Here is a 23,010-nt window from a genome sequence, read left to right on the forward strand (position 1 = left end):
AAAACAAAGCTTAAATTTTCTTATATGCCTTATATGGTTCAAAAAATTGTTTTATAAAATGAGAATTAAAACCAAATTGAATCTGGGTGTTGGATTGTTATTTTTAATGATCATCATTCTCTCGTTAGTGAGTGCTTACTCTGTTTTTTTGATTAAGCAGGACACCGAGAATATTCTGAAATCCAATTACAATACGTTGGAATATTCGCGAAATATGATTTTTGCTTTGGACGGAATGAAATCAGATTCGAAAAAAACGATTTTGAATTTTGAAGAAAATCTCGAAAAGCAAACCCGAAATATTACAGAACCAGGCGAAAAACAAGCGACTGAAAAACTGAAAGAAAGTTTCGCTCTTCTCGCTAAAAACAATTCTGATGAAACTGTAAAAGCACAAATTCGTCAGGATATTTTTGCTATTATGAAGCTGAATCTCGACGCTATAAAACAGAAAAGTGACATCGCAAAACAATCTGCTGAAACGGCTAATTTGTCGATTGCAATTGTGGGGACATTATGCTTTCTGATTGCTTTTAATTTATTAGTTAATCTTCCGAATAATATTGCGAATCCGATTAAGGAATTAACCTTGAGTATTAAGGAAATTGCCAATAAAAATTATTCTGAACGTGTTCATTTTACGAGCCACAGCGAATTTGGAGATTTAGCCAAGTCGTTTAATACGATGGCTCAAAAACTGGAAGAATATCATGACAGTAATGTTTATAAACTCCTTTTTGAGAAAAAACGACTGGAAACACTTATCAATAATATGAATGATCCGATTATTGGTTTGGATAACGAAGGAATTGTTTTGTTTGCGAATGATGAAGCACTAAAAATTATCGGTTTGAAATCGGAAGATATTATTGGAAAACCTTCTTCTGAATTGGCGGTTTCTAATGATTTGATTCGTTCTTTAATTCTGAAAGAAAATGAAACTCCAAAAAAACAGCCTCTCAAAATTTTTGCTCACGGAAAAGAAAGTTATTTCGAAAAGGAAATCCACAATATTACCATAACGCCAACTGGCGAAGAAAAAGAAATCAATATTGGAGATGTCATTATTCTTCGAAATATTACGCTTTTTAAAGAATTGGATTTTGCTAAAACTAATTTTATTGCGACCGTTTCGCACGAATTAAAAACCCCAATTGCTTCAATAAAATTAAGTCTTCAATTGCTTGAAAATTCCAAAACTGGCGATATGAACGAAGATCAGAAACAATTGGTAGAAAGTATTAAAGATGACAGTCAGCGTTTGTTGAAAATCACAGGCGAATTACTGAATTTATCACAATTAGAAACGGGAAATATTCAGCTGAATATTGGTAAAAGCAATCCGCATGAAATTGTACGGTATGCTGTAGAAGCTGTAAAAGTTCAAGCAGATCAAAAACAGATTCAGTTAATTATTGATGCTAATGAAAATCTAAAAAACGTAAAAGCCGATGCTGAAAAAACAGGCTGGGTTTTGATTAATTATTTGTCGAATGCTATCAGGTATTCATCTGAAAAAAGTACAATTCTCATTAAATTAAAAGAAGAAAATAACCAAATGGTTTTTCAGGTTATTGATACTGGAAAAGGAATTGAACCAAGATATAAAGACAAAGTTTTCGATAAATATTTTCAGATTCCAGGAAGTCAGAAATCAGGAACGGGATTGGGTTTAGCGATTAGCAAGGAATTTATTGAAGCTCAAAACGGAAATGTTGGCGTAGAAAGTAATTTAGGATTGGGAAGTACTTTTTGGTTTACGTTGAAGGTTTAGTTTTTTGCCACAGATTATAAAGATTTTTTAATGACTTTGTCTCTATTTTTTTCCGCCACGAATTCCCGAATTTTGATTTGAAATAATTCGTGAATTCGTGGCGGAAAACTAAATTATAAACTCATTTCCATAATCGGCATGAATCTATTTTTAATTGAAGTTTCAAATTCTCCAATTTTTACAAATCCAATTTTCTGATAAAATTGTTCGGCATTAGGTTCTGAGTCTAAAATGATTTTTTTGTATTTTTCATTTCGCATTCTTTCTAAAAAATCATCCATCAAAAAAGAACCAAATCCTTTTCCAATATATTCAGGCAAAATAAATAAGTTGTCCAATTTTACCTGATTATCTTCTTTTTTCAAATAAGAATAATAACCAACAATCTGATTTTCTTCAACCAAATTAAAAACAGGATTTTTTTCGATATAATCTTCTGTAATGGTTAGATTATTACTCCATTTTTCCAATTGTTCTTCAGAATATCCCCAATAGGCTTTTGACTTTTTGGTTATTTCCGTTAAACGGATATGGTCTTCGATTTTAGCTTTTTGGATATTCATCTTTGTTTTTCATATTTAAAAAACACAATTTCTTTTTCAGTACATTTCTCTTTTTTGTCTTTTTTCAAAATCAGAGAATCATTTCTTAAATAAAATTTTTCGTTTCTGAAATTTTCAAAACTATCATCATTTTTTGGGTCACAATCCTTTATGGTTTTAATAAATCTTAATTTTTCAATTTCTTCTTTAGAATAACACATTTTCCCAAATTCATTCATCTGAAAACATTCTTTAGGAAGCACACTGTTTAAAATTAATGTGTCGTTGTTTTCTACCCAATTCCCATTAGAATGAAAACTAGCTGTACAAGCTCCTCCAATAAATTTAAAAGTGTGGTCTTTATTTATTTCAAATCTTGCCATGTATGGAATATCCATTTCTGTATCGTACCATGTTTTTACAAAAACAGATTCCTGTTTTATATTCTCCTTTTTACAGCTTAAAACAACGTTAGATAGTAAGAGGCAAAATATAAATTGAGTTACTTTCATAAGTATATTTTCAGTTCCAATTTTCATTGACAAACACAATTTACTTATTCCTTTTAAAATCGTTTAAACCAATTGAGTGTATCATGTAAGGCCACATTTCAGTTCCCTTTACTCCTGCATATGCACCCATATTTGAAGTTTTCTCGTATTCTCCGTCTTCTTTTCTTTGAATATCGGAATTATAAGTCATAGAATATTTAGACCTGTTTTTAAAGATTAACAGCACTTTCATATTCTTTTTCTTTTCATCTTCTGTTTCTCCTCTTGTTCCTAAACAGAAATAAAAATCAACTGTATCTTCTTCTCCACTTTTACTAAAAAGATTCTCATTGTCAAAAGTATCGATCATCTCGGTAAATGGTTCAAATTTTACAATTGAATAATTAAAACTAACAGAATCAATTGGAACTAATTTGATCGTGAATTTAGATCCTATCGGAAAAGCAAAGCCATTTGCAGGTTCACTAGGCAAGCTTTGACTAAATCCATAAAAACTGCTTATAAATACAAAAAGCATTACTAGATATCGCTTCATAAAAAATATTTTTCTTTAAGCTAATATAAACTTTTTAAGCATTCGAAGTATTATTCTTAATCTCTCGAACTTCACGTTTCAATTCTAAAAGCAAATCTTTCATTGCTCCAGTTTCTGTCGTTTCCTGCTTTTTATCCGAGCGTCCGATGTTGCATTCGTATTCCCAAATCTCCAAAATGTCCGAAGCTTTCACTTCATAATTTGGATAAAAACTGTTGTCTGATTCTAAAACCAAACTGTTCTTTTTATTTTTATTGAGACGTTTGTAAACCATTCCTTCATTTTTGGTAATCAGGATATAAGTTTTTCCGTCCATCACCTCTCCCAGCTTTTCTACATAACGACCTATAATAATAGAACCGTCTTCGTGTGGAGGCATTGAATCGCCTTCAACGGGAAATCCGCGGTGTTTTCCTGGTCCTAAAAACGGAAGCGTAATCTGCTGTAAACTTTCAATATATTCTGGATCAGCATATCCGTTTAGATAACCTGCTTTTGCTTTTTGAGATACAATTTCAATAAAATTTTCTCCAAAACTATCTACTTGAATGGGCAAAATAAGTCGATTGCCTTCTAGTTTTATCAAATTTTGCACATCAATTTTGCGGATATCAACCGATAATATCAAGTCAATACTCATATGAAAATACAATGCAATCTTCTTTAAAATATCATACGGTGCTTCCGAAGTTCCGTCTTCGTATTTTACGTATCTACCTCTGGTAATGCTAAGGTTTTCAGCTAATTTCTCTTGAGATATTTTATGCTTAACCCTTAATGCTCTGATGTTGTCTGAAAATAAGGACATAATGAATTTGTTATAATTTGGAACAGCAAATATACACAAAATGTTCTAATCTGTACTAATTTTGTTTCATACAAAAACAAAAGGAAAATGGCACGGGCAATTGTACATATGGATTTGGATACCTTTTTTGTATCCTGCGAACGACTCACTAATTCTGAACTTAACGGAATTCCGCTTATTATAGGTGGAGGAGATCGCGGTGTCGTAGCTTCATGCTCATATGAGGCGCGCAAATTTGGAGTTCGTTCTGCAATGCCTATTGCAATGGCGATGAAGCTTTGTCCCGATGCAAAAATTATCAAAGGCGACATGGAATTATATTCAAAAATGTCTCATGATGTAACCGAAATTCTACAAGAAAAAGCGCCTGTTTTAGAAAAAGCAAGTGTTGATGAATTTTATTTGGATATTACTGGAATGGATCGTTTTCACGGAAGTTATAAATGGACCGATGAATTGGCTCAAAAAGTAATTAAAGAAACTGGATTACCGATTAGTTTTTCATTATCAATCAATAAAACGGTTTCTAAAATCGCTACAGGCGAAGGAAAACCAGTAGGGAATCTTGAAATTCCGGAACATAAAGTACAGACTTTTTTGAATCCGCTTTCGATTCAGAAAATACCAATGGTCGGAACTGTAACATTTCAGCTTTTGTCCCGAATTGGCGTTCGCAAAATTCAAACTTTAGCCGAAATGCCTGCCGAGGTTTTACAGCAAATGATTGGAAAAAACGGTCTCGATATTTGGAAAAAAGCCAACGGAATCGACCATACGCCTGTAGAACCATATAGTGAAAGAAAATCTATTTCGACAGAACATACTTTTTCTCAGGATACAATTGATATTGCAAAATTGAAAAGAGTGCTTTTGGGAATGGTCGAAAAACTGGCTTTTCAGTTACGTTCTGAACAATGGCTGACTTCAACCGTTACGGTTAAAATTCGTTACGCCAATTTTGATACCGAAACCAAACAATGTCGGGTCGCTTATACTTCTGCCGATCATGTTTTGACCAAAAATGTAATGGAACTTTTTGAAAAAGTCTATCAGCGTCGTATGCGTCTGCGTCTGATTGGAGTTCGCTTCAGCGGATTAGTGCGCGGAACGTATCAAATTGATCTTTTTGAAGATACTCAGGAAATGCTCGCACTTTATGAAGCCATGGACAAAATGAAAAGTCGTTATGGTTTTGATGCCGTTATGCGTTGTGCTGGAGCTTCTTTCAAACCAAATAATAAGGACGAAATTTTAAAACGTACTAAATAAATCATGTATCTCAATTGTCATTCCTATCATTCTCTGCGTTACGGCACGATTCCGCTCGATAAACTTATCGAGCAGGCGGTTTCGCATGGTTTAAAAGCAATGGCATTGACAGATATTAATACGGTAACCGGAATTTATGATTTTATAAGAGCATGTGAAAAAAGGGGAATCAAGCCTTTGATTGGAATGGAATTTCGTTGCAATCATGAATTCAGATATATTGGTTTGGCTAAAAATGCGGAAGGTTTAGCTGAAATGAATCGTTTTTTAACGGATCATAATTTCAGCGGAGAAGTTTTGCCTTTGCGTGCTCCAAAATTTGAATCGGCTTTTTTGATTTATACTTTAGAAAATGCTCCCGAAACACTTTATGAAAATGAATTTATCGGTATTCGTCCTGAAGAAGTTTCAAGTCTTCTGACTTCCAAACATAAAAATAAAATGGCTAAAATGGTGGTTTTACAACCCGTAACTTTTAGCTGTAAAAGAGAATACAATCTGCATAAAGTCCTTCGAGCAATTGATACGAATATTATTCTATCAAAACTTACCGAAGCAGATTATTGCAAAACTTCAGATTTCATAAAACCTTTAGAAGCGCTTTTGCCTTTTTATGAAAAATATCCTGAAATCATTTCAAATACGCAACGCATCATTGACGAATGTAATTTTCAATATGATTTTTCAATTAAAAAAAATAAAAAATTCTTCACAGGAAGTCGTGAAGGTGATTTAAAAAAATTAACCGAATTAGCTGAAGACGGTTTTGAAAAAAGATATGGAAAAGAAAATCCGCAAGCCGAAGCACGTGTAAAAAAAGAACTGAAAGTAATTGACGAACTAGAATTTAGTGGTTATTTCTTAATTACTTGGGATATTGTTCGACACAGCACGGAACTAGGTTTTATGCACATCGGGCGCGGAAGTGGCGCCAACAGCATTATCGCTTATTGTCTCGGAATTACAGATATCTGTCCGATAGAACTTGATTTGTATTTTGAACGTTTTTTAAATCTTAACCGTAAAACGCCACCCGATTTTGATATTGACTGGAGCTGGCAGGAACGTAATGTGATTTTAGAATATATATTCGAAAAATACGGCAAAGAACATGTTGCTTTCTGCGGAACTAATGTTGAATTTAAATATCGTTCTATTTTTAGAGAAGTTGGAAAAGTTTTTGGTCTTCCGAAAGAAGAATTGGATGTTTTGGCAAAAAATCCAGAAGAACTTCACCCAACAAATAAAATCGTGAGATTGGTTCAGGAATATGGGCATATGATGGGGAAATACCCAAATCAACGTAGTATGCATGCCTGCGGAATTATTATTTCCGAAGAACCAATTACAAATTATACGCCTTTAGAAATGCCTCCAAAAGGTTTTCCAATTGTACTTTTTGATATGCATATTGCTGAGGAAATCGGTTTTGACAAATTTGATATTTTAAGTCAGCGCGGTATCGGACATATTGATGACAGCGTAAAACTGATTGAAAAAAATCGAGGGATAAAAGTTGACATTCGCAATACTTCGATTTCTAAAGATGAAGCGGTTTGCAATTTTCATTTAGCAAAAGGAGATACGATTGGCTGTTTTTATATCGAAAGTCCAGCGATGCGCGGATTATTGCGCCGATTGAATTGTGATAATTATAAAATTCTCGTTGCCGCTTCGTCTATTATTCGTCCCGGGGTTGCGCAATCGGGAATGATGAAAGAGTATATTTTTCGCCATAACAATCCAAATCAGTTTGAATATTTTCATGAGGTTTTTAGAGAGCATCTTGGTGAAACCTACGGGATTATGGTTTATCAAGAAGATGTGATTAAAATCGCTCAACATTACGGCGGACTTCCCGCTCCTGATGGTGATATTTTGCGTCGTGCCATGTCTGGAAAAGGAAGATCGCTCGAAGCGCTTCAAAAAGTAAAAGACAACTTTTTTGCAAGCTGTGCTCAAAAAGGACATCCTGAAACTTTGAGTCAGGAAATTTACCGTCAGATCGAATCTTTTGCTGGATATTCTTTTTGCAAAGCGCACTCGGCTTCTTATGCTGTTGAAAGTTATCAGAGTTTGTATTTGAAAGTCAATTATCCAGTCGAATTTATGACCGCGGTAATCAACAATCAAGGCGGATTTTACAGAACGGAAGTTTATGTACACGAAGCGCGAATGTCGGGCGGAACGGTTCATAATCCGTGTGTGAATAAAAGCGAATATCAAACGACTTTATATGGAACCGATATTTATTTAGGTTTTATGCATATACAGAGTCTGGAATCTAAAATTGCCCATTTAATTGAATCTGAAAGAGAAAAAAACGGTGATTTTCTTTCTTTAGAAGATTTCATCAATCGCATTCCGATTGGGATTGAAGGTATTAAAGTACTCATTTTCATTGGCGCTTTTCGTTTTACAGGAAAAACAAAAAATCAGCTTTTGATTACTGCGAGTTTATTACTGAACAATTTTAAGCCCGAAAACAGAAACTTAAAACTACTTCAAGAACCAGCTAAAGAATTTAAATTACCAGTTTTGGAACGCTCTGTTTTTGAAGATGCTTTTGACGAAATCGAATTGTTGAGTTTTCCCGTTTCGTGTACCGTTTTCGATTTATTACAAACAAAATACCGCGGTAATATAATGGCGAAAGATTTGGTGAAATATCATAAAAAACAAGTAAAAATGCTGGCATACCTTATTTCCAGAAAACACGTTCCGACCAAGAAAGGCACGATGTATTTTGGAACTTGGATTGATCATGAGGGAACTTATTTTGATACGGCTCATTTTCCAGATAGTCTGGCACAACATCCTTTTCAGGGCGGAGGCTGTTATCTGTTGCTTGGAAATGTCGAAGTTGATTACCACTTCCCTACTATTACGATTCTCAAAATGGCAAAAATGCCTTTTATTCCAGATCCGCGATATATGGATGCTAAGGATCAGTATCGAACTCAAAATCAAATTAAAGAAGATATAAGTATGACGAATAGAAAACCGTATCCGTCAGCACATGAAATTAATATGCCTAGACATCGAATGAAGTTTTAGTTTTCAGTCGCAGTCTCAGTTTTCAGTATTTCTTTGATGACTAGATTAACTGAATACTGAGACTGAGATTGAAAACTATGTATTTAAAACAATAAATAACAGAAATAGAACATTTTACGTTATATACAAATGAAGAAGCAAGAATATGCCATAGTCGATATTGAAACCACAGGTGGTAATGCCAGTGGAAGCCGTATTACAGAAATTGCCATTATTATTCATGACGGTACAAATGTGTTGGATCGTTACGAAACACTTGTAAATCCTGAACAGGACATCCCTCCTTCTATTTTTGGATTGACAGGAATTAATAACGAAATGGTAGCCAATGCGCCAATTTTTGATGATATATCAGAAAAAGTGCTGGAAATGCTGACTGATCGTGTTTTCGTAGCTCATAATGTTAATTTTGATTATTCATTTATTCATCATCAACTAGAACAAGCGGGTTTTAAATGGTCAGCCAGAAAACTCTGTACAGTTCGTGCGGCAAGAAAAATAAAACCCGGATTAGGTTCTTATAGTTTAGGAAATCTGTGTAATTCTTTAAACATTTCATTAGAAAACAGACACCGTGCAGGCGGAGATGCAGATGCTACTGCTTTACTTTTTTCTCTTTTATTAGAATGGGATGATGCTGGAGAAATCAACAAAATGATTAAGAAAACAGCAGAAGATCAACGTTTGCCTCCAAATCTTCCAGCAGACGATTTTAATAATCTACCAGCTAAACCTGGAATCTATTATTTTTATAATCAACAGAAAAAAGTTATTTATGTTGGAAAAGCGGTCAATCTAAAAAAACGTGTTACTTCGCATTTTACAGGAAACAATATCAATCCGCAAAGACAGCATTTTTTAAGAGACATTCATGGAATTTCTTTTGAAGTATGCGCTACAGAACTTATGGCGCTTCTTTTAGAATGTACTGAAATCAAGAAACTCTGGCCGACTTATAACAGAGCTTTAAAACGTTTTGAAGCCAAATTTGGCATTTATCAATACGAAGCCCGAAATGGCTACAAGTATCTGGCAATCGGAAAAATGAGCAAATTTCAGACTTGTATTCATGAATTCAACAACCAACATACCGGAATTCATTTATTACGAAATCTTGCTGAACAATTTGAAATCGACCATCGTTTTTGTAAATATTCAAGACCAGAGGAAGGTGAATTTTTCTATACTAATGAGATTAAAGAACTTCCAGATCCTTTTCTTCATAATGAACAAGTTGATAATGCAATTAACTATTTATTAAACAACAGACCGAGTTTCGCCATTATAGACAAGGGAAGATCATCAGACGAGAGAAGTTGCATCTGGATTGAAAATGGTCATTTTCATGGAATGGGCTATATTCCAAGAGATGTTGCTATTAATGATGCCGAAGAAGTTAAAAGTTACGTTACGCCTTATAAAAGCAATCAATATATTGAACAATTAATTTTTACTTATGCCGAAAAACATCCGGGTAAAGTGTTCTTTAACAAACAACTTTTTATTTCCTAAACCGAATACAAACAAAATAGAGCTGTAAAACCAAAATCTGAATTATGACACTATTTAGCGATACCGAATTATTTACAACAGGTTTGGGAGGAAAAAAAATATTTGACATCCCAGATTCTGAATTGATATTAATCGATAACTTTTTTTCTAAAGAAGAGTCTGATAGTTTTTATGAAAGAATACTTCGCAAAACCAAATGGAGAGAGCATGAAATGGAAGTTTACGATAAAACCTATACGGTTCCCAGAATGATTGCCTGGTATGAAGACAAAGATAATGTTGGCGCAGATCCAAAAGGCCCAGATTGGACTTATGAATTGTTAAAAATAAGAGGCCGTGTCGAAAAAGAAACACAACTTGATTTTAATGCCGTTCTGCTTAATTTATATAGAAACGGAAATGACGGTGTAGGCTGGCATAGTGACAAGGAACACAATACAGGCCCAAATCCTATTATTGCTTCGGTTACTTTTGGAGAGACACGAATGTTTAAACTTCGTCATAAATTCAGGAAAGAAATTCCGCCAATTGAGATTCCGCTGCATCATGGATCGTTTTTATTAATGGCCGGAACAACAAATAGTTTTTGGCAACATCAAGTTCCGAAAACGGCTCGCGATGTTTTACCGAGGATCAATCTTACCTTTAGGAGAACCAATCGAAATCTTTGATTTTTATAGAATTGAATCCGTAAAAAGTGCATTTTTCATTCAAATAGAAGTAAGATATTCCTTCTTTAAAAAGTTAAAACATGCACTGTATGAACGTTTTATTAGGCAAAACCTATCTTTTTTACTATTTTTGCAACCTTTTTTAAATATACACCGTAATGGCTTATTCAAACAATGATTTAGCGCGTTTCTTAGATGCGCAAAACAAACTTTATCTTACTGCTCTTTCTGAAATCGGAAAAGGGAAAAAAGAAACACATTGGATGTGGTTTATTTTTCCTCAAATAAAAGGCTTAGGAAAAAGTGACACTGCAAATCTTTATGCCATTAACGACTTAAAAGAAGCAACAGATTATTTGGAACATCCAATTTTAGGAAAACATTTAATTGAAATCTCAGAATTGTTATTAAGTTTTAAAATGAAATCTGCTGACGGAATTTTTGGAGATTTAGATGCTCGAAAATTACGTTCTTGTATGACTTTGTTCTCATTAACAGAAAATACAAATCCAATCTTTCAAGAAGTTTTGGAGGCATTTTTCTCTGGAGAATTAGATCCTTTGACTATATCAATTATTAATTCAACTATAAAATCATCTATTGAGCCTGCTGAAGTATAAACAGTAACTCATCGATTTTTAAATTTTAAAGACATTGTTCTCAAAGCAATGTCTTTTTTTTTAGAATAAAGATTCCTATACTCTGTATCTAAAATTTATTACAGTTATAAGTATATTGAAAAAAGCGCTTTGAGTATTTCAAAAACGCTTTTTTACCTATATAAGTTTTTATTCGAAATAAAAATCTATTCTTTTGGTTTGGTTAAATAGTAAACAGGAATTCCTGTCAACATAATCAAAACTCCCCATCCACAGGTTGAAAATTTTGTAATTAATAACGAAACACAAATTGCAGCCGCTATAATGATATACAACATTGGCAAAAATGGATATCCAAATGCTTTATACGGTCTTTCTGCATCTGGCATCTTTTTTCTTAAAATGAAAATTCCATAGATTGTCAGGATGTAAAAAATCAATACAATGATAATTACAAAGTCCAATAAATCGCCATATTTTCCGGTAAGACATAAAGCCGAAGCCCAAATACACTGTGCCCATAATGCCCATGCTGGTACACTTGATCGGTTGAGAACGGCTGCTTTTTTAAAAAACAAACCGTCTTTTGCCATCGTATAATATACTCTTGCACCAGCCATAATTAAACCATTGTTACAGGCAAAAGTTGAAATCATAATCATGATTGCGATAATCAGCGCTCCAACATTTCCAAAAATATAGTCTGAAGCGACAACTGCAACACGATCAAATTTTGCTGTTGCAATCTCATCAAGAGGAACTACAGCTAGATACATAATATTCGTTAAAACATAAATAATCGTAACAATAAAAGTTCCGAGAAACAAACTCAGGCCAACATTACGTTGTGGGTTTTTAATTTCTCCAGCAATAAAAGTCACTCCATTCCAGGCATCACTAGAAAATAAAGATCCTACCATTGCAGCAGAAATTCCAGAAATCAAAGCCGTTCCGCCAATTGGTAGCCATGAGCCGCTTTCTTTATCAAATGCTCGTGTGTTCCATCCGTCAGCCCAATTTGCATCCCAAACAGAAGCTTTAGCGGCAAGCGTTAATCCAAAAACAATTAATCCAACCAATGACAAAATTTTGATAATGGTTAAAACCGTTTGGAGAATTTTACCATTTTTTACTCCTCGGCTATTAATATAACTCAACAAAACGATTGTAAAAATAGAAACCAATTGTGCTGCATTGAGCTTAAACGAACCCAATTCATACAATATATTCTCGTCACTTAAAGGTTCATACAAATAAGCTGCAAATTTTGAAAAAGCTACTCCCACAGCAGCAATTGTACCGGTTTGGATTACAGCAAAAAAACTCCAACCATACAAAAAAGCAATCAATTTGTTGTACGCTTCTTTTAAATACACATACTGTCCGCCAGCTTTTGGAAACATCGCGCTTAATTCGCCATAACTTACTGCGGCGATAATTGTAATTAATCCCGAGATTAGCCAAATGAGAGTCAGCCATCCTGCCGAGCCCACTTGCCGAGCAATATCAGCGCTTACAATAAATATCCCAGATCCTATCATAGAGCCAACCACAAGCATGGTTCCGTCTAAGAGTCCGAGTTCTCTTTTAAAATGTTCTTGGTCGTTTTCTTGCATTTTTATTGGTTTAGTGTTGGTTAAAGATATACTTTTTTTAAATCCCAAATCTAAAAATTCCAAATTCCAATCTTGTCATTATTTATTAATTTGAATGAAATCTAAGTTCTAAAAATAATTTGGGCGTATCCCTTCGGGTCGGGCTATCGGCTATATCTTTTATTCCGCTTCTCTCCATAAAAGGATACCGCCTCTATCCCTTACGCAAATTCGTTTTCATAAGTACTTTTTTAGGATTCCCCACAAAAAAATATTATGTTAAACCAATCGATCCTTTTAATTTTTAAAGCTTAAAGATTTTTTTTACCTTTAAATAAAAACATTCATTTATGACTTGGGATCCAAAAAAATACAACGAATTTAAAGAAGTACGTTTTAGACCATTTGAAGATCTCTTTAGTCATATTGTTGACAAACCCAATCTAAAAGTTATCGACTTAGGCTGTGGTACTGGAGAACTGACCCAAAAACTAGCCGAAAGATTAACCGAACCCAATGTTCTTGGTGTAGATAATTCTGCCGAAATGCTGACAAAAGCTCCTGCAAGAGAAAATCTTCATTTTAAAGAAAAAACTATTTTAGAAGAACTAGAGGAAGAAAACAAATGGGACTTAATTTTTTCAAATGCCGCCTTACAATGGATTGACAATCACGAAGAACTTTTTCCAAGAATTATTTCGCACTTAAATACAGGCGGACAATTGGCTGTACAAATGCCACAGCAAAACGAAAATATTCTCAATAAAATACTTTTTAATCTTGTACAAGAAGAACCTTTTGCTTCTTACTTAAACAACTGGACAAGACCTTCACCTGTTTTAACATTAGATAAATACGCTAAAATTTTCTTTGAAAACGGAGGAACAGATCTTGTTATTTATGAAAAAGTCTATCCTATAATTTCGACTAAACAAGATGATTTTTTCGATTTCATTTCTGGATCGGCATTGACGGTTTATCAAGAGCGATTGAATGAAAATCAATTTCAAGAATTAAGTACAGAATTTAAAAAAAGAATAAATACTTATTTCCCAAACGTTCCATCTATTTATGCATTCAGAAGATTAATTCTTTATGCTAAATTTTAGTTTTCTACACGAAGAAAACACCTAAACAACTACCTTTTAACAACTTAAACAAAAACCAACAAATTATAAAAAATTTTGCTTGAAAGTCATTTTTTTGTAAAACTTATAAGATAAATTTCACTATATTTGAGTAAATCATTCCAAATCTATTTTTTAAACGCCGATAATTTTAACAAATGTTTAATTTAATATTAAAATCATCTTACCCCATAAGATTGTTTTAAGATTAGAAAAAAACAAAGAAAGACACCTTTATTATTAACCTACTAATTATAAGTTTATGTCTAAGTTACAAGCTTTAAAAAACTTTCGTTTTCCCAATGTCTTTATCCTTATTTTAATTGTTTTCATCTCTTGCGCATTACTTATCTGTATTAATTTTTTCACCATTAAAATGCTATCTGCAAGCAGAGCTTATGTCACTGGCGAATCACATTACTCTAAGGGACAAAAAGACGCTTCCCGACATCTTATAACTTATCTCTATACCAAAAATCCAAATCAATGGAAATTGTATTTGGAAGAATTAAAAATACCACAAGGAGATGGCACTGCAAGAATTACACTTTTAAAAGCAGGAGACAATAAAATCGCTCGAAAAGGATTATTAATTGGTCGAAATCACGAAGAAGATTTAGATGATATTATTTGGTTATTTGACAATTTCAAACAAGTTTCTTATTTATCAAAAGCCATAGAAGAATGGGGAAAAGGCGACAAACTCATTTTTCAATTATTTGTTATTGGCCAAGAAATTAATGCCAAAATTAACCACAAACTTCTAACTCTCGAAGATCAAAAACGTTATCTAAAAGAAATAAGCACAATAAGTGATCAACTAACAATTAATCAACGTAATTTTTCTAACATCTTAGGAGAAGGAACCCGCAAAATAAAAGATTTGCTCATTTTTACAAATATTTTTTTCATCCTGATCATAATCTGCAGTGTGTGTCTTTACTATTCGATTATGGTTAAAAGACTTCTGATTTCTAAAAAGGAAATCGAAGTTAAAAACGAAAATCTGGTTATTGTAAACCGCGAATTAGACCGATTTGTTTACAGTGCGTCTCACGATCTTAGATCCCCAATCACTTCATTAAAAGGCCTAATCGAAATTACAGCTTTGGAAGACGACGTCAATCAGGTTCGTAATTATCTGCAGATGATGCATCAAAGTCTGGCTCGTCAGGATCAATTTATTAGCGACATTATTGATTATTCTAAAAACAAAAGAAAAGAGGTAATCATGGAACCTGTCAGTTTAAAAGAATTATTTAATGAAGCTATTTTACAATTAATGCATATTGAAAATGCCAATAGAATAAAATTCACTCAGGAAATTCAGATAGATCAAATTGAGAGCGATAGTCTTCGTCTAAAAATCATTATCAACAATCTAATTTCAAACGCTATAAAATATGCCGATTGCAGTAAACAAGAAATGTTCATTACAATCAAAACTTATTTTAGCGAAGGTTTGAACAAAATTGAAGTCGAGGATAACGGAATTGGAATTCACGACGAACACAAAGAAAATATTTTTGATATGTATTTCGGAACCAACAAAAACAAAGGTTCCGGATTAGGATTATATATCGTAAAAGAAGCCGTTGAAAATATCAAAGGTGATATTTCTGTTTTTTCAGAAAGTAGTATTGGAAGTAAATTTATAGTAACTATACCTAACCCACATGCCGTTTAGATCTCAATTTATTATCATAGAAGACAACTTAATTGATCAGTTTGTCACAAAAAAATTACTTAAAAAAGGATTAGATGTTAATCCGTTATACATTGCTAATAATGGAAAAGAAGGATTAGAGTGGCTTCTCAAACATCAAAACAACCAACCACTGATTATAATTTTAGACATTCAAATGCCTATTATGAACGGATTTCAATTTTTAGATGAATTTGAAAGACTTGCCGAAGATGTAAAAGATAAAATTGAAATCTTCGTACTTTCGTCTACTTTGGATACCGATGAAATCAACAAAGTGAAAGAAAACAAATACGTTTCTGCTTTTTGGAATAAACCTTTCAGATTGGAATTATTGCAAAAGACTTTTGTTTAAAAAAGATTATTCTAAAACACGATTTACCTGAGAAAATGACCTAGTATAATAAGGTTCTTTTGTAGAGGAAATGATTACCCCTCCGTGTGTTGATGAATGTACAAATTTAATTTCGCCATCGATATTCTCAACAACCATCCCAACATGGTTTATGTGGCGTCGTCCGTTGGTTTTAAAGAAAATTAAATCTCCTTTTTGAGCTTCGTCTGAAGCTACTTTGGTTCCTATTCGAGATTGTTCTATTGAACTTCTTGGCAGTTTAATATCAAAATTGCCAAAAGTGCAAAACATTAATCCTGAACAGTCAAAACCTGCTTTTGTGGTACCACCAGAACGATAACGTGTTCCTATATTTTCGGTAGCATTTGCAATAAGCTGATCAATTAATTCTGAATGACTTCCTGTTGGTACTTTGATATAGGTAGAATCTCTTTTTATTTCTGGAATAGCTGTACTTTCGGCAATTTGAGTTGAAGAAGAAACTACATTTTCATTAGATTCAGGAAGTATTTTTGATGCTTGAATCGCATCGGCTTTTTCTTTTGGTAAGCGAATTTTAAGAACATATCCAACTGGCATTTTTCTTTTTACCAAAGGATTCTGACGCTCTAATTCTGCAACTGAAATTCCGTATTCTTTAGAAATTCCATATTTAGTTTCTTTGGTTTTGACTTCTCTAATGAGCTCAACTTCCGGAGAAGCAATTTCTTGTATTACAGGTTTATCGTTTGAAGCAACATTATTTGAAGGAATAACGATTTGTTGTCCAACTTTCAGCCCTTCAGTTTCTAAAAGCGGATTGGCTTGTTTCAACTGATCGACACTGACATTATATTTTTTAGAAATTCCCCAAAGTGTTTCTTTAGAAAGTACTTCATGCGAACCCGAAGTATTATTTACAACCGCTTCAACTGTTTTAGTTTTAGCTTTTGTTGTGCTTTTATTTTTGTTAGGAATTAACAGAACAGAGTTCAGTTTAAGAATTTTAGGAGCGTTTGGATTTGCATCGGCAATTTCCTTTACTTTCACTCCATATTTTTTGGCTATAACAGAAAGGTTTTCTCCTTGCGAAATTTTGTGCTTAATGAAATTATCTTGTGCAAAAGCTCCAAAACCGAAAAAAAACAAAACTATTATTAACCTATAGACCATATTTTTTGAATTACATCTTTATTATTATTTAATGAGCTCAAAACGTTATTTTTTAAACTCAAAAAAATCATTTTTATTACGTGCATTGCGAATTTAACTTTTTAAAGTAAAAAACACACGCTTTTTAACAACTAATTTTTATCTAGAGACCAAATTTAAACCTTAATTAACATCAGAAAAAGCTTCGTATTTGAATTTCAACACTTTACATTTTATACTAAAAAACATCATTTTAACCTGAAAAAATGAATCTCCTAGCCCAGATCGAAGCGGCATCCTTTTGTTTTTTCTTTAAAAAACAAAAGATATAGCGAAGAGCTGGATTAGCTCCTAATAAAAAAACGCCCTGTTTTCACAGAGCGTCTTTTTTAAATTATATCAACGGATTAAGCTTTTCCGGCAGCAATTAAGTTTAAAGCTGAACCAGCAATAAACCAGCCAATTTGTCCTTCATTATAAGTATGGTTTGCCAAAATAATATCTTTTGTACCATTTGCGTGAACAAATTCTAATGTCAACGGTTTACCTGGAGCAAATTCTGTTAAATCTAAGAAGTTAATAGTATCATCTTCCTCAATCTTATCGTAATCTGCTTCATTTGCAAATGTCAATCCTAAAAGGCCTTGTTTTTTAAGGTTAGTTTCGTGAATACGAGCAAACGATTTTACCAATACCGCTTTGACACCTAAGAAACGAGGCTCCATCGCAGCATGCTCGCGAGAAGAACCTTCTCCATAGTTGTGATCTCCAACTACAATTGATGGAACTCCAGCAGCTTTGTAAGCACGAGCAACAGCAGGAACCGCATCATATTGTCCTGTCAATTGGTTTTTAACCGAATTTGTTTTTTGATTATATGCATTCACAGCTCCAATCAACATATTATTGGAAATGTTATCTAAATGCCCACGGAAACGTAACCAAGGTCCGGCCATAGAAATATGGTCAGTTGTACATTTTCCAAATGCTTTGATTAATAATTTGGCACCTGTGATATTTTTACCATCCCAAGCATCAAAAGGAGCCAATAACTGCAAACGTTCAGAAGTTGGATTGACTACAACTGTAACTCCAGAACCATCTTCGGCCGGAGCCTGAAATCCTGGATCTTCAGCATAAAATCCTTTAGCTGGGAGTTCGTCTCCTGTTGGAGCATCCAGCATTACTTCTTCTCCATCTTCGTTAATCAACTTGTCAGTTAACGGATTAAAGCCCAAATCACCAGCAATCGCCATTGCAGTCACCAATTCTGGAGACCCAACAAAAGCTAATGTATTAGGATTACCATCTGCACGTTTCGAGAAGTTACGATTGAAAGAGTGAACAATTGTATTTCTTTCTTCTTTTTCAGCTCCTTCTCTATCCCACATACCAATACATGGTCCGCAGGCATTAGCAAAAACGGTTGCTCCAATTTTATGGAAAGTATCAATAAATCCATCTCTTTCTATTGTTGAACGAACAACTTCAGAACCTGGAGTAATAGTAAACTCTGCTTTTGTTTTTAAGTTTTTTGCTGCTACTTGTCTTGCCAAAGAAGCTGCACGTGAAATATCTTCATACGAAGAGTTTGTACAAGAACCAATCAAACCAACCTGAATTTGTAATGGCCAGTTATTTTTGATTGCTTCCTCTTTCATTTTAGAAATTGGTGTAGCCAAATCTGGTGTAAACGGTCCGTTTAAATGTGGTTCTAATTCAGACAAGTTAATTTCTATAACCTGATCAAAATATTGCTCTGGATTAGCGTATACTTCTGGATCTCCTGTTAAATAAGGAGCAATCTTATCTGCTGCATCGGCAACATCTGCACGGTTTGTAGAACGAAGGTAACGTCCCATTGATGCATCGTAACCAAAAGTTGAAGTTGTAGCTCCAATTTCAGCTCCCATATTACAAATTGTTCCTTTACCTGTACAAGACATAGCTGTTGCACCTTCACCAAAATATTCTACAATAGCTCCGGTTCCACCTTTTACAGTCAAAATTCCGGCTACTTTAAGAATCACATCTTTTGGAGCTGTCCATCCTGATAATTTACCCGTTAACTTAACTCCAATTAATTTAGGAAATTTAAGCTCCCAAGCCATTCCAGACATAACGTCCACGGCATCTGCTCCACCAACACCAATTGCTACCATTCCTAAACCACCAGCATTTACAGTGTGCGAATCGGTACCAATCATCATTCCGCCAGGGAAAGCATAATTTTCAAGTACTACTTGGTGAATAATTCCCGCTCCTGGTTTCCAGAAACCAATTCCATATTTATTAGAAACAGACGATAAGAAGTCGAAAACTTCATTACTTTGTGTTTTTGCTCTAGCCAAATCGGTTGCAGCATCTATTTTTGCCTGAATTAAGTGATCACAGTGAACTGTTGTTGGAACAGCTACTTTAGATTTACCAGCGTGCATAAATTGCAATAATGCCATTTGAGCAGTCGCATCCTGACACGCAACGCGGTCTGGTGCAAAATCAACATAATCTACTCCTCTTCCAAACGCTTTGGTTGGATTTCCATCCCAAAGGTGATTGTACAAAATTTTCTCAGTTAAAGTAAGTGGGCGTCCAACAATTTCTCTTGCTTTATCAACACGAGAAGGCATGTTTTCGTACACTTTTTTAATCATTTCGATATCAAAAGCCATATGTTTTTTGTTTTTATTATTCTTTTTTGAACATCACAAGTTACAAAAAATAGAGTAATTATTACAAAAAAAGCCCGAGTTTTACTACTCGGGCTCTTGATTTATAATTAATCTTGATTACATTACCAACTGTTTGTTTGAAGGCGCAAACTTAGTTAAGTTGATACCATCTACTGCGGTTGTATATTCATCTAAAGTAGGAGTTCTACCTAAGATTGTAGACAATACAACAACTGGAGTTGAAGAAAGTAATGATTCTCCTTTTTTACCTTCTTTGTCTTCTACAACTCTTCCTTGGAAAAGACGGGTTGAAGTTGCCATTACAGTATCTCCTTTTGCCGCTTTTTCTTGGTTCCCCATACAAAGATTACATCCAGGACGCTCTAAATACAACATGTTTTCGTACTCTGTACGTGCTGCACCTTTTGGAGCATTATCATCAAACTCAAATCCTGAGTATCTTTGTAAAACTTCCCAGTCTCCTTCAGCTTTTAACTCATCAACAATGTTGTATGTTGGAGGAGCTACAACAAGAGGTGCATTGAATTCAACTTTACCTTTTTGCGCTTCAACATTTTTCAACATTTGAGCAAGGATTTTCATATCTCCTTTGTGAACCATACAAGAACCGATAAATCCTAGGTCTACTTTTTTCTCTCCTCCGTAGAAAGATAAAGGTCTAATTGTATCGTGAGTATATCTCTTAGAAACGTCAACGTTATTTACGTCTGGATCTGCAATCATTGGTTCAGCAATCTGATCTAAATCAACTACAACTTCTGCATAATATTTAGCATTTGCATCTGGAGTTAAAGCAGGTTTTTCTGCCGATTTAATTTCAGCAATTCTCTTATCTGCTTTGTTGATCAATCCTTGAAGAACGTGTTTATCGTTATCCATACCTTTATCAATCATGATTTGGATTCTGCCTTTAGCAATTTCCAATGATTCAATTAAAGTATCATCTTCAGAAATACAGATAGAAGCTTTTGCTTTCATTTCTGCAGTCCAGTCTGTAAATGTAAATGCCTGGTCAGCAGTAAGTGTTCCAATATGAACCTCAATAATTCTTCCTTGGAATACGTTTTCTCCTCCAAACTGGTGAAGCATTTGCGCTTGTGTAGCGTGAACTACATCACGGAAATCCATATATCCTTTCATGTCTCCTTTGAAAGTCACTTTTACAGACTCTGGAATTGGCATTGAAGCCTCACCTGTAGCCAATGCAAGAGCAACAGTTCCTGAGTCAGCACCAAAAGCAACACCTTTTGACATTCTTGTATGAGAGTCACCACCGATAATGATAGCCCACTCATCGATTGTAATATCATTAAGTACTTTATGAATTACGTCTGTCATTGAATGATAAACTCCTTTCGGGTCACGAGCAGTGATCAAACCGAAATCATTCATAAATTTCATTAATTTTGGAATATTCGCTTGAGCTTTTTTATCCCAAACAGAAGCAGTATGACATCCAGATTGGTAAGCACCATCAACGATTGGCGAAATTACTGTTGCAGCCATAGATTCTAATTCCTGAGCAGTCATAAGACCAGTCGTATCTTGAGAACCTACGATGTTTACTTCAACACGAACATCAGAACCTGCGTGTAATACTTTACCTGGAGCGATACCAACAGCATTTTTATTGAAGATTTTTTCTACAGCCGTAAGACCTTGTCCTTCATGAGAAATTTCTTTTGATGGAGCAAATACAAGAGGTGCTTCAACATCTAAAACTTTAGCAGCTAATGTTTGAAGTTTTTTACCAAATACAATAGCATACGAACCACCAGCTTTGATAAATTCCATTTTTTGAGGCGTAAATGCCTTAGAAATATCAATTAATTCTTGATCACCATTGTACAATTTTTTCTCTTTAATATTGATTGTTAAAACTGTACCTGTAGCAACAGAATATGTTTGCTCTAAAATTGGCTCGTCGTTTTCGTTACGAACAACATTACCGTCTGCATCAACTTTTTTAACCCAGTTTTTAAGGTCTAAACCGATACCACCAGTAACATCAACAGTTGTTAGGAAAATTGGAGAAATTCCGTTTGTTCCTCCAACGATTGGAGCAATATTTACGAATGGAATATATGGACTTGCTTGTTTTCCTGTCCAAAGAGCCACATTGTTTACACCTGACATTCTTGAAGAACCAACACCCATTGTTCCTTTTTCAGCGATTAACATCACACTTTTATCTGGATGTTGTGCTTGTAAAGCTCTAATTTCTTGTTGTGCTTGAGGAGTAATCATGCATTGTCCGTGAAGTTCACGGTCAGAACGTGAGTGCGCCTGATTACCTGGAGAAAGTAAATCTGTAGAGATATCCCCTTCACCAGCTATAAAAGTCACCACTTTAATTTCGTCTGCTACTTCTGGAAGTTTTGTAAAAAACTCAGCTTTTGCATAGCTTTCAAGAATTTCTTTGGCAATTTCATTATTATTTTTAAATGCCTCTACTAAACGATCTGTATCTGCTTCGTAAAGGAAAACTTGTGTTTTAAGAACTTTTGCTGCTTCTTTTGCAATAGCGGTATCATTACCTAAAGCCAAATCAAGTAAAACCTTAATTGAAGGCCCACCTTTCATGTGAGACAATAATTCAAAAGCAAAAGCAGGAGTGATTTCTTTTACTAAAGATTGACCAAGAATGATCTCTTTTAAGAAGTTCGCTTTTTCACCAGCTGCACTTGTAGTACCTGGTAAAGTGTTATAAATAAAAAACTTAAGAGAATCTTCTCTGTATTCATTACCTAAATCTTTAATTTGAGCAATGATTTCGCTTATTAATTCAGCTCCATCAATTGGTTTTGGATGAAGTCCCTGACCTTTTCTTTCTTCAATTTCTTGAATGTAATCTTTGTAAGTATTCATAATTAAGTAGAAGTATTTTTTTTGTACGCAAATTTAAAGATTAAAGCTGAGAATTAAAAAAAATATAATAGAACTAGCCTTTTCAAAAATTATTATTGTTAAAAAACGATTTTCAATGCTTGTTTTTAACAAAAAATCAATTTTGAATTGAAAAAATGATTTTTTGATATTTTAAAATCTTTTCTTTAACAAAGTCGAAATTTAATGTTATGAAGTAAGTGAGATTTTACTTCTATTTCTACAAAGAACAGTTCTAA

The 23,010-nt window shown here is 33.9% G+C and carries 17 protein-coding genes; 9 read left to right on the forward strand and 8 right to left on the reverse strand.

All coding sequences use genetic code 11. From position 1 onward, the window contains the following. Positions 1–58: 58 nt before the first annotated feature. Entirely contained in the window at positions 59–1,774 is a 1,716-nt protein-coding gene (locus tag VGE71_RS09855) for a sensor histidine kinase (RefSeq protein WP_331138177.1), read from the forward strand. A gap of 113 nt (positions 1,775–1,887) precedes the next feature. Here VGE71_RS09855 and VGE71_RS09860 read toward each other — a convergent pair whose 3' ends face one another. From VGE71_RS09860 to VGE71_RS09875, 4 genes are read right to left on the reverse strand one after another with little or no spacing between them, the layout of a single operon-like run. Further along, complete coding sequence (locus VGE71_RS09860; RefSeq protein ID WP_331138178.1) at positions 1,888–2,337, reverse strand: GNAT family N-acetyltransferase; 450 nt, start codon at positions 2,335–2,337, stop codon at positions 1,888–1,890. Beyond that, positions 2,334–2,828, reverse strand: a complete 495-nt coding sequence (locus VGE71_RS09865) for a hypothetical protein (RefSeq protein ID WP_331138179.1) — start codon at positions 2,826–2,828, stop codon at positions 2,334–2,336. Before VGE71_RS09865 ends, VGE71_RS09860 begins: the two co-directional genes overlap by 4 nt. 40 nt (positions 2,829–2,868) lie before the next feature. Continuing rightward, positions 2,869–3,363, reverse strand: coding sequence for a hypothetical protein (locus VGE71_RS09870; RefSeq protein ID WP_331138180.1), 495 nt, complete (start codon positions 3,361–3,363; stop codon positions 2,869–2,871). Positions 3,364–3,397: 34 nt separating this feature from the next. Continuing rightward, positions 3,398–4,171: an XRE family transcriptional regulator gene (locus VGE71_RS09875; protein ID WP_144215137.1), complete on the reverse strand. Its 774-nt coding sequence runs from the start codon at positions 4,169–4,171 to the stop codon at positions 3,398–3,400. 87 nt (positions 4,172–4,258) lie between these two features. On the opposite strand from VGE71_RS09875, the gene dinB reads away from it, so the two are divergent. From dinB to VGE71_RS09900, 5 genes are all read left to right on the forward strand, one after another. Beyond that, positions 4,259–5,440 carry a DNA polymerase IV gene (dinB, locus tag VGE71_RS09880; protein WP_331138181.1) on the forward strand — a complete coding sequence of 394 codons (1,182 nt, stop codon included), beginning with the start codon at positions 4,259–4,261 and terminating at the stop codon, positions 5,438–5,440. Positions 5,441–5,443: 3 nt separating this feature from the next. Beyond that, positions 5,444–8,497 (forward strand): DNA polymerase III subunit alpha, encoded by a 3,054-nt coding sequence (locus tag VGE71_RS09885; protein WP_331138182.1) that lies wholly within the window; start codon positions 5,444–5,446, stop codon positions 8,495–8,497. 129 nt (positions 8,498–8,626) lie between these two features. Beyond that, a complete protein-coding gene (locus VGE71_RS09890) occupies positions 8,627–10,009 on the forward strand; it encodes an exonuclease domain-containing protein (RefSeq protein ID WP_331138183.1) in 1,383 nt (460 codons plus the stop codon). Positions 10,010–10,053: 44 nt separating this feature from the next. Beyond that, the gene (locus VGE71_RS09895) at positions 10,054–10,680 is read left to right on the forward strand and encodes an alpha-ketoglutarate-dependent dioxygenase AlkB family protein (protein ID WP_331138184.1); all 627 of its coding nucleotides are present in this window, start codon (positions 10,054–10,056) and stop codon (positions 10,678–10,680) included. Between the two features lie 158 nt (positions 10,681–10,838). Beyond that, on the forward strand, positions 10,839–11,300 hold the full coding sequence (locus tag VGE71_RS09900; protein ID WP_331138185.1) for a DUF1810 domain-containing protein: 462 nt from the start codon (positions 10,839–10,841) through the stop codon (positions 11,298–11,300). 185 nt (positions 11,301–11,485) lie between these two features. Here VGE71_RS09900 and VGE71_RS09905 read toward each other — a convergent pair whose 3' ends face one another. Further along, complete coding sequence (locus VGE71_RS09905) at positions 11,486–12,895, reverse strand: APC family permease (RefSeq protein ID WP_331138186.1); 1,410 nt, start codon at positions 12,893–12,895, stop codon at positions 11,486–11,488. A 329-nt stretch (positions 12,896–13,224) separates the two neighbouring features. On the opposite strand from VGE71_RS09905, the gene VGE71_RS09910 reads away from it, so the two are divergent. From VGE71_RS09910 to VGE71_RS09920, 3 genes are all read left to right on the forward strand, one after another. Continuing rightward, complete coding sequence (locus VGE71_RS09910; RefSeq protein ID WP_331138187.1) at positions 13,225–13,983, forward strand: methyltransferase domain-containing protein; 759 nt, start codon at positions 13,225–13,227, stop codon at positions 13,981–13,983. A gap of 394 nt (positions 13,984–14,377) precedes the next feature. After that, complete coding sequence (locus VGE71_RS09915; RefSeq protein ID WP_331138188.1) at positions 14,378–15,688, forward strand: HAMP domain-containing sensor histidine kinase; 1,311 nt, start codon at positions 14,378–14,380, stop codon at positions 15,686–15,688. After that, the gene (locus tag VGE71_RS09920) at positions 15,678–16,061 is read left to right on the forward strand and encodes a response regulator (protein WP_331138189.1); all 384 of its coding nucleotides are present in this window, start codon (positions 15,678–15,680) and stop codon (positions 16,059–16,061) included. The genes VGE71_RS09915 and VGE71_RS09920 overlap by 11 nt, the downstream gene beginning before the upstream one ends. A gap of 6 nt (positions 16,062–16,067) precedes the next feature. Here VGE71_RS09920 and VGE71_RS09925 read toward each other — a convergent pair whose 3' ends face one another. The 3 genes from VGE71_RS09925 to VGE71_RS09935 all read right to left on the reverse strand — a co-directional run bounded on the left by VGE71_RS09925 (position 16,068) and on the right by VGE71_RS09935 (position 22,753). Further along, positions 16,068–17,213, reverse strand: a complete 1,146-nt coding sequence (locus VGE71_RS09925) for an NlpC/P60 family protein (protein ID WP_331138190.1) — start codon at positions 17,211–17,213, stop codon at positions 16,068–16,070. Between the two features lie 386 nt (positions 17,214–17,599). Then, positions 17,600–19,864: an aconitate hydratase gene (locus tag VGE71_RS09930; protein ID WP_331138191.1), complete on the reverse strand. Its 2,265-nt coding sequence runs from the start codon at positions 19,862–19,864 to the stop codon at positions 17,600–17,602. A 117-nt stretch (positions 19,865–19,981) separates the two neighbouring features. Continuing rightward, on the reverse strand, positions 19,982–22,753 hold the full coding sequence (locus VGE71_RS09935) for a bifunctional aconitate hydratase 2/2-methylisocitrate dehydratase (RefSeq protein WP_331138192.1): 2,772 nt from the start codon (positions 22,751–22,753) through the stop codon (positions 19,982–19,984). Positions 22,754–23,010 lie beyond the last annotated feature (257 nt).

Source organism: Flavobacterium sp., from assembly GCF_036405015.1.
Taxonomy (GTDB): domain Bacteria; phylum Bacteroidota; class Bacteroidia; order Flavobacteriales; family Flavobacteriaceae; genus Flavobacterium.

Excerpts from the sequence above, each read along its gene's own strand:
- VGE71_RS09855 (WP_331138177.1), top strand. The coding sequence starts at position 59 with ATGAGAATTAAAACCAAATTGAATCTGGGTGTTGGATTGTTATTTTTA.
- VGE71_RS09860 (WP_331138178.1), bottom strand. The coding sequence starts at position 2,337 with ATGAATATCCAAAAAGCTAAAATCGAAGACCATATCCGTTTAACGGAA.
- VGE71_RS09865 (WP_331138179.1), bottom strand. The coding sequence starts at position 2,828 with ATGAAAGTAACTCAATTTATATTTTGCCTCTTACTATCTAACGTTGTT.
- VGE71_RS09870 (WP_331138180.1), bottom strand. The coding sequence starts at position 3,363 with ATGAAGCGATATCTAGTAATGCTTTTTGTATTTATAAGCAGTTTTTAT.
- VGE71_RS09875 (WP_144215137.1), bottom strand. The coding sequence starts at position 4,171 with ATGTCCTTATTTTCAGACAACATCAGAGCATTAAGGGTTAAGCATAAA.
- dinB (WP_331138181.1), top strand. The coding sequence starts at position 4,259 with ATGGCACGGGCAATTGTACATATGGATTTGGATACCTTTTTTGTATCC.
- VGE71_RS09885 (WP_331138182.1), top strand. The coding sequence starts at position 5,444 with ATGTATCTCAATTGTCATTCCTATCATTCTCTGCGTTACGGCACGATT.
- VGE71_RS09890 (WP_331138183.1), top strand. The coding sequence starts at position 8,627 with ATGAAGAAGCAAGAATATGCCATAGTCGATATTGAAACCACAGGTGGT.
- VGE71_RS09895 (WP_331138184.1), top strand. The coding sequence starts at position 10,054 with ATGACACTATTTAGCGATACCGAATTATTTACAACAGGTTTGGGAGGA.
- VGE71_RS09900 (WP_331138185.1), top strand. The coding sequence starts at position 10,839 with ATGGCTTATTCAAACAATGATTTAGCGCGTTTCTTAGATGCGCAAAAC.
- VGE71_RS09905 (WP_331138186.1), bottom strand. The coding sequence starts at position 12,895 with ATGCAAGAAAACGACCAAGAACATTTTAAAAGAGAACTCGGACTCTTA.
- VGE71_RS09910 (WP_331138187.1), top strand. The coding sequence starts at position 13,225 with ATGACTTGGGATCCAAAAAAATACAACGAATTTAAAGAAGTACGTTTT.
- VGE71_RS09915 (WP_331138188.1), top strand. The coding sequence starts at position 14,378 with ATGCTATCTGCAAGCAGAGCTTATGTCACTGGCGAATCACATTACTCT.
- VGE71_RS09920 (WP_331138189.1), top strand. The coding sequence starts at position 15,678 with ATGCCGTTTAGATCTCAATTTATTATCATAGAAGACAACTTAATTGAT.
- VGE71_RS09925 (WP_331138190.1), bottom strand. The coding sequence starts at position 17,213 with ATGGTCTATAGGTTAATAATAGTTTTGTTTTTTTTCGGTTTTGGAGCT.
- VGE71_RS09930 (WP_331138191.1), bottom strand. The coding sequence starts at position 19,864 with ATGGCTTTTGATATCGAAATGATTAAAAAAGTGTACGAAAACATGCCT.
- VGE71_RS09935 (WP_331138192.1), bottom strand. The coding sequence starts at position 22,753 with ATGAATACTTACAAAGATTACATTCAAGAAATTGAAGAAAGAAAAGGT.